Annotated in this window: 7 protein-coding genes and 1 pseudogene; 6 read left to right on the top strand and 2 right to left on the bottom strand. The window is 55.1% G+C overall.

The annotated features are described in order from the left end of the window. Positions 1-171 precede the first annotated feature (171 nt). Positions 172-492, top strand: a complete 321-nt coding sequence (locus QQK63_RS13635; RefSeq protein WP_277829038.1) for a hypothetical protein — start codon at positions 172-174, stop codon at positions 490-492. Between the two features lie 53 nt (positions 493-545). On the opposite strand, the gene QQK63_RS13640 is transcribed toward QQK63_RS13635, so the two are convergent. After that, the gene (locus QQK63_RS13640; protein ID WP_277829040.1) at positions 546-1,565 is read right to left on the bottom strand and encodes a nucleotidyltransferase family protein; all 1,020 of its coding nucleotides are present in this window, start codon (positions 1,563-1,565) and stop codon (positions 546-548) included. A 202-nt stretch (positions 1,566-1,767) separates the two neighbouring features. Between QQK63_RS13640 and QQK63_RS13645 the strand changes: the two genes are divergently transcribed. The 5 genes from QQK63_RS13645 (at position 1,768) to QQK63_RS13665 (ending at position 9,544) form a co-directional block, all read left to right on the top strand. Continuing rightward, positions 1,768-2,178, top strand: coding sequence for a hypothetical protein (locus QQK63_RS13645; RefSeq protein ID WP_277829042.1), 411 nt, complete (start codon positions 1,768-1,770; stop codon positions 2,176-2,178). Positions 2,179-2,249: 71 nt separating this feature from the next. Beyond that, the gene (locus QQK63_RS13650) at positions 2,250-2,693 is read left to right on the top strand and encodes a hypothetical protein (RefSeq protein ID WP_277829044.1); all 444 of its coding nucleotides are present in this window, start codon (positions 2,250-2,252) and stop codon (positions 2,691-2,693) included. Positions 2,694-3,211: 518 nt separating this feature from the next. Continuing rightward, the gene (locus tag QQK63_RS13655; protein WP_277829046.1) at positions 3,212-5,437 is read left to right on the top strand and encodes a hypothetical protein; all 2,226 of its coding nucleotides are present in this window, start codon (positions 3,212-3,214) and stop codon (positions 5,435-5,437) included. Between the two features lie 362 nt (positions 5,438-5,799). After that, positions 5,800-6,612 (top strand): Hachiman antiphage defense system protein HamA, encoded by an 813-nt coding sequence (locus QQK63_RS13660; RefSeq protein WP_277829100.1) that lies wholly within the window; start codon positions 5,800-5,802, stop codon positions 6,610-6,612. Further along, entirely contained in the window at positions 6,605-9,544 is a 2,940-nt protein-coding gene (locus tag QQK63_RS13665; protein WP_277829048.1) for a DEAD/DEAH box helicase, read from the top strand. The genes QQK63_RS13660 and QQK63_RS13665 overlap by 8 nt, the downstream gene beginning before the upstream one ends. A gap of 379 nt (positions 9,545-9,923) precedes the next feature. Here the strand turns inward: QQK63_RS13665 and QQK63_RS13670 are convergent. Continuing rightward, positions 9,924-11,167, bottom strand: a pseudogene (locus QQK63_RS13670) (IS3 family transposase). Positions 11,168-11,177: the final 10 nt, after the last annotated feature.

Genomic DNA, 11,177 nt, shown 5'->3' on the forward strand with positions numbered 1-11,177 from the left:
AATGCTCACCCATTCCCGTCCCGATATTCGCAAAGGATCGAAACTGCCACGACCGGCACGCGGCGGGCCTGTGCGATTTACCGGGACGTGAGAATTCGGACTGTAGGAAAACGCCTTCGTCTGATGGGAAATCGCCAATCTTCGCATCGATCATTCAGAAAAGGACATGCAATGGACGATTTCCGTGAACGCGATCTCGGGCAGGTCGAGACATATCTGAGAAGGCAGAATCCCGACTTGCCCCGTCTGAGGTTGATCGCACAGTCTCATTACTCTTCACCAGGCTTCGCCTTCATTATCGTCCTGGGGGTCGATGATGATACGCTCCGTCGTCGTGCGACGCGGGCTGCAGCCACGGCGCTGCTTCAACAAATCGGATATGTTGTCGAACTCGAGCCTGGGCGCGACGTCTATGAGTTAGTTCCGGAGCGTCCGCGCTCGAAGCACGAAGAACTCATGATCCTTTCAGTTTTTCAGAACCGGATCCTGTAGGGCGAGATCTTTTGGAGGTGTTAACAAATCGTATTGGTCGCCCAATCGCTCCGTCAGGTGATGTCATCGATACGCTTGCGAGCCTGAGGAATAAGGCTCAGCGAAGCTGATATCCTGTTACGCCAGGCTGGCCCGCGCTCCATTGCATCCTCGTATGCCTCAGCAAGTTCGGTAGGCCTTTCCTCGCTTAGAACTTCAATGAGCAGGTCTGCCTGCGCCCGGTCCTTTCGGGCCTTCAACCTGCTTGGATCACTCCTGCGCCGACCGGCGACGATCAACTTGTGAACGGCAAAGCGCTCCGGCCTCGGGATCTGCACGAGCGCCCCAGAGCGGTAGAGGAGCGGCACCTGGATCGGGTCGGCGATCAGGAAATTAAGGTGGCGCAGGCTCTGCGCGCTAATGCCGAGAGCCGGGAGGTCTCTAATTCCCTCTTTTTCATCGAAGGACGGCGTGAGGAACTCAACGAGCGTGGTCCGATCAGTCTGCTGCCACCGCCAGATGTTGACCTTTTCAAGCGAGGGCACGGGGGCGAATTTCAACTGAGAGAATGCCTTCGACAGCGGCTCCTCCACCACGTCCTCCAAGACAATCGACAGCCGCTCGCAACTCGCCATATCGATGTCATCGGTAACTGCCGAACTGCCGAAATCAATCTTAAACCCGAGTTCGCCTTCATAGAGTCGAAATGCCTGTGTCCCGAGCAGGGTGCCACCGAGACGAAAAATACCCGCTCGCTCCATTGCCGACAGCACTTGCCCGGTCTGCGCGTCGGCCATCAAGTATCCTTCCGCCCGAAGCACCCGCATGAGGCGGGATCGCTCCCGCTCTTTCTCCTTTCGCTCCAAAGCCAGTTCTTTCAGGCGAGCGAGCCGATCGCGGAGATCCTTGCTGTCTTCGCCGATGTAGCGATCCACGACGTCGCTCCCGATCCGATACTGATCATACCAGTATCGCTTCTTCCCTATCGCCTTCAGCTTCGGCGCCCCCCGGAGCTCGGAAATCTGAGCATCTTTCAGCATACGCAGGAGGTCGGTCCAAGCGGCAGTGCCGATGTGGCTGTGATGTCTGATCATGGCACTTACCCTACAAAAAAATATTTGTAGGGTAAGTTACCTCAACACGGCTTGCGGACACCACCGATCTTTTTACTTCGCCATTCCGCCGATTGGCCAATATCTCTATCGAAACGAACCAAAACTGCCCCAGAGAACGGCGAAACGGGCGTTGTTTCTGAAGCTGCCAAGATGGTGCAGCGCAATCGGAAGGTCGAGTGACATGTTCGGCATCCCTTTCAGCCTAAGGCAGCATACAGGCCTTGAATTCGTGCAGGACTCTTTCGTCATGCACGGGAATGACCTCGCGGAAGCCGCCCGCCCGATCTGCGGGGCGACGGTGGGAGCCCGTGTGATCAACACGGCGGTCAATTTCCAGGCTGCCGCTCGGCGCGACAGCGACACACGCCGCGACCTGAATGTCCTGAACCATCTTCTGTCTTTCGAAACCGTCGTCGATCTCTGTGAAGCCGACACCTGGTTTTATCCGCATCTCGATCCAGCATCCCCCGCCGTCAAATCCATCTGGTTCGTCACCGACAGGTTGACCGAGCTTCCTGGTGAACGCGGAGAGCTCGCTCGAGACCGTTGTTTCCTTGATCCGGAGCACACAATGGCAATGACCCGAAGCTGAACTCTGCGTGATCCTCCGGGGCCTCGTTCTGACGCCTTGCCTGAGTTGGCATGGCAACATGAGAGGTTCACATGAAGACAGATCCTATCTGCGCACAGCCCTTTGAGGACATCGCTACGACCACGATCACCTTGGGCCGGAAGCTCGCCGCCATGGCACATGAACAGCAAGTTGGCGGCACCAGCCGACGCGCCGGTTTCGTGTCCCACACACTCAGTCGCATCCGCGACAGGCGTCCGTTCGACACACGGGACGATGCAGCACTGGACGAAACCCGTCGGATCATCCTTGCGGATCTCAACTCGGAATGCCGCGGAACGAAGATACATTTCGTAGAGACGGGATACGACGCGGATGGCCCTGTCACGGAAGCGCGGGAATGCACCGTCTACACCGAGCGCGGCGAAGAACTTGTCCGCGTCCTTCACCTTTTCGAAACCTTCATGACAGCCCGGGCCGCGACCCTTGATCGTGCCGCTGCGGAGCGGGCGATCCGCCAGTTGACCAGCGGGTAGAGCGGCCTCGGGGCAGCTGGGAAACCGTCGGCTGATACCGGGCGACGGGCTCTCCCATCATGTTTTCCCGCGCCGTCGGCAGAATCTTATCAATTTTAAGCAATGGCTTAGAAAATTTTTGCTGAACTCCGTTAGGGGGCAGACGGCAAAAACTCAACCTTCTCGCAAGAATGGCGCAAATCCCAAGGTTGGCTCGAGCCAGCCGGTAGATAGCTTCGAAAAGGGCCACACGAAATGCACATGACACTGACAGGTACTATCCGCCTCCCGCTTTCGCCCGACGCGGCGCGGAGCTTCAGGACGGGGGTAAAGCAGCACCTCACCGGCAACCTCGTCGTCGGAGGCGAAGAATGTGGCGGCAATTTTTCCGCCGTGACGCATGATCCCAGCTCCTTGGCATGACAAACTCGCAATCCCCCCTTAGCCTTGCAGAGCTCCGCTCGCGCATCGAAAACGGCCTGGTGCCTTCCTCTGGCGGGCCCTCGATACTGGCCTTTCTGGACCTGGCACGGATGGCCATGGGCGCGGAGACGTTTCGCGACCCTGATGTGCTCGCATCCGAGGCGAATTTTTCGATTTGGTTTCCCAGCATTCCGGGCGACCGACTTGCCGAGGCCTTTGGTGACGCGGCGATCTATGGTCGCTGCCGAACCAGCATACACCGACATGCGCGACTTGCCGGGGCATGGCCGACGGTGGACCCCTACACTTTGCTCAATCAGTTGAAGCGCGAATATCGCCTCGCCACTGTGAACCGCCGCGTGATCGAGGCGGTTTTTCCCGGACTTTCTTTGCGTGACTTGACGCGGGAAATGGCGATCGTCGGCGACCGCGACCTGCGCGGGAGAGAGAGGAACAAGTTTCGGAAATCCCTTTCGACGATAGACAAGCTGAGAGAGGACCCAAGGGTTGTGGCCGCGGGGATCCTTGGTCCAGAAAAATTTGGCCCAATGCCGACGTATCGTGACGGCGACAAACGACGCATTGAATTGCCTGCCGCGCTTGCGGCTGTGCGGGGACGGCTTCCCGTCAGCCACGCGACACACGCACGACGCGCGTTCGAACTTGCAGTGGACTTGGGAATCCTTGTTGAAGGCGGGCCCGAGCCTGGGTGGTCGATGACGATCGAGGACGCAACGCGATACCAAGTGGCGGTAACGGCGCAGGTCTCAGCGGACACCGCCGATCTTTACCTCCGGACCCTGCTCTCTTTGCTTCGGACTACAGACCCCGCGACGGTGCCCGAGAATGTCACCGCGGACCGGGTACAGCGACCGGAACGCTATGCTGCAGCCGCCGAGCCACGGAAAAGCAGGTCAGAAAGAAGACCGGTTGTGCTGCCAGATCTTGTGGAGGCGGAAGTATCTGGCTTTGCGAAAGACCGCTCCGCCTGCCCTCGGCGGGTGAAAGACTTGCGCCGAATATTGCGAAACCTGCTCGAAGCCGGCTTCGACATCGATAGTCCTACCTTCTTCGCTGACGCCTCGGCGTTTTTCGATACCACATTCCCGGAACGTTCCGACCTCACTCTGCGCGACTACCGGACCGTCCTTCGCGCGTTCCTCGCGCATACGAACCGGCTGTCTGCCTGGGATGGCGTGATCTCTCGCGCTACGGCCATGGACGCAAAAGACGTACACTTGTCGGGACTGCTGCTGATCAGAAAATATGCACAGAGCGCCGAGCCACCAATATCTCCTGCAGAGATTGACGTGGCTGCTGCCCGCCAGTTCCTCTTGAGAGCCCGTGCATCCCAGGACGTCCCGAAATGCCTCTCTGGCCTTGCGTCCCTTGACGTCTTGCGCACAAAGTTCCCCGTGCTCCTGCCGGGTTCGACGATCGGCGACCAGAGGCCTTGGCTCCGGCGTTGGAGCGGCGAGTTGCCCACATCACTGGAGGAGTCGTTACGATCGGTCGCCATGGCGGCAGGATACGGTGAGTTTGCGGTGAAAGAACTGATCACCGCGTCTCGGCGACTGTATTCGCTCACAACCGACAAGACGATTTTCGACGCTCCGATCGACCTCATTCCATGGCGAGAGCTGACTGTGGACGCTGACGCGCGACATGAACAAGAAATGGTCAATTACCGTTTGATATTGCTTCGTCTGGCTGATCATGTCGACCGCAAATGGATGCCCGGCTGGCGAACACTCCAGGCACGGATCGTGGATGCCGGCATCCCGCGCGTCGAAAATCCCGTCGACACGTTGATGGAGGTGGCGACCGATACCGGGCTTGAGCCATGGCAGCTTGATCGTGAATGGGCTTGGGTCCATGAGCGGTCCCTGCGTCCTGACTTGCGCCAAAAGTGGACCCGGGCAATCGACAACTTCGATGCCTTGTATGCAGTGCCGGAAATTGCCGGAGACACTCTCCTGCCGGCGGCGCAACTTGGTCCTATGCCACGGATTGGAGCTCGGTTGAAGAACGCGCACCTGCCGTTGCCGCGCCGGTTCGAGGCAGCGCTCGAGGGCGAGACCAAACAGGTTCTGGAGGCCGCGCATTTCCTGTGGCGCTGCCTGCGAGCGTTCGGTGTCTATTCCCGCAACGACGATCCCGCACCCGATGCGTTGTTAAGGGAGGAAAATCTTGACCGCATCCTACGCGAGCAGCCGTATATCGGAGCTCAATCGGCGCGACTGCACATCGCGCGGATCCGCGTTTGGCGAGAGAGTTGGTCTGGTCGCATATACATACGCCCCACGGCGTCGACGCCGAAAGTTTCTGCGGGTCTCCGCTAAGTTTGTTGGTCGGTTAAGCGGACGTCACGGACTTTGATGCAAGTGCTCGATTTTCACCACAGCCGCGACGGCGACAGTAGGAGGGCGGATTCCGAACCTTCACTGCGACTGGCTTGAGCGACTGCAATGCTGCTGGAGCAGACGTCGCGTCTAAAAGAACATGCCTTGAGCATGCGTCACCCACCATCACTCGAAAAAAGAAAAATATGATCTCCCAACAATGTAGATCCAAAGAGCTCGGTTCTGGTTTGTCGACAAGCGTCACAGTTAAAGTCTTGTTTTAACCAAGGTAAATGCATATGCTCTTGGAGAGTGAAGCGATTTTCCTTAATTGCATTCCGCGGAGGTGCCTGTTGACCGGAATGATTGCAACAGGTGTTGCCGAAAACATTGCCGACTGGTTTTACGAGCACGAACGCCCACTTGGTTCCATAACGGCTGACGTATTCATACTCCACGACAAAGCACGAAAGTCCATTTCTGACTTTCTCGCCCGCGAGATGCCGAGCTGTTATATATCAGAAGAGGATATCAAATCTCAAGTCGCAAGACTAAAGTGCAGCGCACCTGAAGTCGTGGCAAACAAGGTCGCCGACCCTGGTGCGGTAATGGCTGGCGATTTTGGTGAAATCCTTACACTATTTTTCCTTGGGGCATCCAATCATGGAAAGCCGTGCTCAGTGAAAAAATGGAGATATAAGCAGGACAGAAATAAAGCAGCCCCTCATTCTGATGTTATCTTGCTATACTGCGAAGACTCGGCAAACCCAAAGGTCGGAGATTATCTGATCTGCGCAGAGGTAAAAGTTAAATCAACACCCTCCAAAACCTACCGGCCTATAGAAGCTTCTGTTAAGGGCTATGAGGCGGATCGAACCGGAAGGCTGGCTAAGACTCTCGCATGGTTGCGTGAAAAGGCCTTTGAAACAGAAGGACCAGAAACGATTAAATACATCGAGCGATTTTCTAAGGTTAACATTGAAATAACCTACGATAAAAAGCACCGGGCCGTAGCAGTGGTTGACAAAAATTTTGTGGATGACGAGTTGGCTCAAATAACAACAATACCGGACCAGGGCGACTCATTCAAAGTGGTGGTTTTAGGCTTGGAACAATTGAAAGATCTTTACGAAGAGTGTTTCACACGTGCAGTACGGGAGGCCCGGATTGGATAGCCGCCTTCGACAGCTTATGGCAGAATTGGAGTCATGGGAAAGCGCTGTTGAGTTTGGAATCTCAGAAGACCTTTGGGCTGAGTACCAAGTGCGCCTGAAAAGCGATGATGTGTATATTGCGGCTCTTACAGAGATGTTTGACGTTTTGCGTGAGCAAGATGAGGCGGTTAAAAAAGCAGACCTTTCGGAACTCGCCAAAACGCTCATGATTTATTCAAGGAGTGCTGCTGCAAAATATCTGTCCGGGGTAGAGCGCAATGTTAATTTGCTGTACTCTGCGTCGTTGTTCTATCTCGCAGATTTCCCAGCTACTGCATCTTTAGTAGCCAAGGCAATTGATCCAAGCGCGCTTTACGAGGATGAGGAGTTTTTCTTGTGGGGGTTGCTTTCAAGGCAGATCTTGGACGATCGCCCGTTGCATGATATGCTTGCAACGGTTCTGCGCGGCGGTACGGAAGAGGATTATGAACGATCCTCTAAAGATCTTTACGCGGCCGAGAGGCAAGCGCTAAACGATAACCCAAGTCGCTTCATCGCGTCGCGCTTGGCTTTGAGCTGCCTCCTTCGTTTCAAAAGATACAGCACCTGGAATAACCTGCGTCAATATGCCAGCTTATTTGAACCCAGAATTTGGCAGCAATTTATCGAAAATTCAGACACTTTTCCGCTTTGGGAACTTTTTCCATCCCAAATTGAAGCCATGGAAAGGGGTATTCTGGGTGACATCAATGAAGTTTACAGCTTGCAAATGCCCACTTCGGCGGGGAAGACGTCACTTTGCGAGTTGATTATTTATCACGAAGTTAAGGCGCGCAATAAGCGAGTGCTATTTCTTGTTCCATTTAGAGCGCTCGCGGCTGAAATAAAGGAGGGCATCTCAAGGCGCCTGGAGCAAGTCGGGGTGAGTGTTGTTGCGTCTTATGGCGGAAATATTTCGACCCGCTCGGAATCCGCATCTGCGGAAACTGCTGATGTACTGATCGTAACACCTGAGAAATTTATCGCCCTTGGCCAGTCAATTCCTGATCTCGAAAATAGATTTGAAACGATCATTTGTGATGAGGGACACTTGATCGACGATGACGGCAGAGGTTTGCAGTATGAACTGCTGCTCACCAAGCTGAAGGGTCGTGATCCAGGCTCAAAAAAAATCATTTTTATCTCCGCGATCCTGCCTAATGTTCCAAGTATCCATAGCTGGCTGGGCGGAAGAGACGACAGACTTGCTGTGTCGAGCTACAAACCTGTTGAAACTGACTTTGCGTTTGTAGGTAAGCGGGGAAACACCTGGCAACTTGATTTCAACACTATATACCAGCGGCCACGAAGTTACTTTTTGGCGAGATTCCTAACGGATGACGATTTCAGGTATACAAATCCAGAAACAGGTCGTCAAAAGCTGCTCCCATCTCGAGGCACATACTCAAGTCTTGCCTGCGCCGCTGCACTGAGGGCGCGCCGGAATGGACCAGTCGCACTATTTACTACAACAAAAGGCAATCAGGGTGTTGCAGGGTTAACGAAGACGTTAATATCGATGATCTCGCTCCCTGTAAATGTTGCCATTGGCACAGTTGATTTAACTCCAGAACTGAAATTGCTTGAGGAATTTTCCGCTTTTCACTTAGGGAAGGACCATCAGCTTACACACGCACTACGTTTCGGTATTGGATTTCATCATGGGGATCTTCCTCAGGAAATTCGTCGCGAAGTGGAGGAGGCTGTACACGCGAATATCATTACCATACTGATTTGCACAAGCACTCTCGCGGAGGGTGTCAATTTGCCTATCCGCACGCTTGTGGTTCACACAATTAAGAGATACGACGGCAATGCTACAAGAGAAATTAACCGCCGAAGCATAAAGAACATCGTCGGCCGCGTTGGCAGAGCAGGAAAAGAGACCCGTGGACGAATTATTTTCGCCAACGAAGGTGAAAAGTTGTGGGTGGAATCAGTGTTCCGAGAGCAAGCGTTGGAGCCTGCGAGGGGGGCTTTATACAACCTCATAACATCCCTTAACCGTATCGTTGTTGACAACAATATTACACTCAACAACCAATTATTTGAGGCGCAATCTGCGCCGTTCTTGATTATTTTGGATAGGATTGATTCTGCAATAGTCGACCTCATGCCGGCGGATTTTATAATTGACGACGTTGAGCACTTTATTGGTGATCTAATTGGCAGAACGCTGGCATTCCAATACCTTGATACAGAAGCCCTCCGAGATCGAATTAAGGAGGTTTTTGCGATCCGGGCGAGGGCTCTAATTGAAGGCGGAACTCCGGATACGCTCGCACGCTTACGCCGAAGCGGATCGACGCCTCGGTTCCAGCGTTTCGTTGAAGGCACCAATATCCTTGATAGACCAGAGTGGAAAAACTTGGAAAGCGCCTTAGATGACGCTTGGCTGGATGGGGTTGTTTTGCCTTTGATGGCCGCCCCAACTTTTCCTGAGGGGACTGATCTTTCGTGGGTGCGTCAACTTATTTTGTTTTGGATGAGTGGGCAAACCTACCATCAAATGGCCGCCGCCAGCGGTCGGTCAGTAGATGATTGCCTTGAGGGACTTACAAGCACGATCGGTTTTATTCTGCAGGATGCCATAGCAAAGGCAACACAATTGGCCATTCTGGAGCACGGTGAAGGAGAAATTTCCGAACTTGCGGCAAACTGGGCATCGATGCTCCAATATGGCGTATGCAACCTGCAGCAGCTCGATTTGTTTTGGCTCGGAGCGAGCGATAGGTTGGCTGTATGGAGCCTTTCGAGGTATATCGAAATCAATAGGCCATATATTCGCGGGCAAGATATCTTGGCATTCCTTAGGGAATCTGCTCCAGCCGTGATCACCCACTTGCGGCAAGATTCTCAAGTGCCCACTCTGAGTGCAAACAGGGTTATACGAGAATTACGCCTTGAGTATTAAAGGCATCGTTCTGCCTTCAAAGGAGAATTAGGTTAAGGTTTTCTGGTGGCAAGCTGTTTCCGACCCCGAAATTTGCTTCTGCTTTTGCAGTGGTGATGCCTTCGATTTAGGAGCGGCTCAGCGGTTCAAGTCTTTTCTTTTCAACTGCACTGAGGCTCTCGCGACCTTTTCTGGCTGTGGTTCCATGCATGCTTTCGGTGTGGTAGTAAGATGCCCGCGTGTCGCCCCTGTTCGGGCTGGTTTGATCTGCTTGCCCGCCTCGGCCCAACAGCTGACATTCGCCTGATTAGGCGTGAATAGCTGGATTGGGCCGAGCGCGGCGACACCGAACCAACAGCGCAAGTGGCGGAGATCAGCCGGTCGCGCAACCCGGTAAAGGTTAGCTGCTGCTGGTTCGGTGGACACCGGGGTAGGTTTGCATAGCTCGGCGCTCGAACGCCATAGGGCTTAGGTAGCCCAGCTTCGAGTGGCGTCGCCTCGGACTGTAGAAGCACTCGATGTAGTCGAACACGTCGTCATGGGCGGCATCACGGGTGCGGTAAACCTTGCGGGCGGTCCGTTCGGTCTTCATCGATGAGAAAAATCCCCAGCGCCAAGCTGTCCCAGACGTTGCCGGCGCGGCCCATCGAGCAGGTGATGCCGTTGTCCCACAGCAGGCACTGCTCGCTGGTATATTGCGAGCCCTGGTCCTAATAATGGCGCAGCGCGTCGGCTTTTCCGCGGTGCCAGACGGCCATTATCAGCGCGTCCATGACCAGTGAGGCATCCCGATCCGCCTTCATCGACCAGCCGACGACGCGTAGTGAGAACAGGTCCAGCACGATCGAGACGTTGAGCCAGCCCTCGGCGGTCCAGATGTAGGTGAAATCGGCCAGCTGTTACCCGGCAGGTGATTGCAGGCAATCACCGAGAGGGCACTTCTGGTTCGGGCAGTCGGCCTGGAAATTGCGTTCGAGGATGTTGTCGGCGATGACCGACCGTTCACCTTCGTCCTTGGGCTTCCCGCGTCGCTTTGGCCGCGCCATCATGGCATGCTGCCGTATCAGGCGTTCGATCCGGTGCAGCCCACAGGCCAGCCCGTTCTCGAGCGCATCGCGCCAGACGCGGCGGGCACCATAGGTGCGATCGCTGGCCTTGAAGCTCTTGTCGATCTCCATGACGAACTTCGCGTCTTAGCTCGCCCGGGCGCTGATCGGTCGCCTAAGCCAGGCGTGGAAGCCCGACCGAGAGACTCCCAGCAATTCGCACATCCAGCTCACTGGCCAGATGTGCCGATGCTTCGCAACGAACGCGAACGTCATGTCGCTTTCCGCGCGACGAAGGCGCTCACCATTGTGCTTAAACCAATGGCGTACATGGCTCACCCTTTTTTGGGATGTCACGCTCCGCCTTAAGCTTGGCGACCTCTTTCTTCAGGGCCGTGATCTCGGTCAGTTCAAGGCGCTGCTGGCCATTGCCGGGGAACGCTTTGGTTGGCGCCGCCGTCGCTTCACGCATCCACTGCCGCAGCGCGCTCTCCGCCAGTTCAAAGTCTCGGTATGCCTGGGCCACCGTCACGCCCCGCTCGGTCACGAGTTTCACCTCCTCGAGCTTGAACTCGCGGCTGGACTTCCGTCTCGTCATGTCCACTCTC

The sequence above is a fragment of the Roseicyclus marinus genome, assembly GCF_030163795.1.
In the GTDB taxonomy this organism is placed as follows: Bacteria; Pseudomonadota; Alphaproteobacteria; order Rhodobacterales; family Rhodobacteraceae; genus Roseicyclus; species Roseicyclus marinus.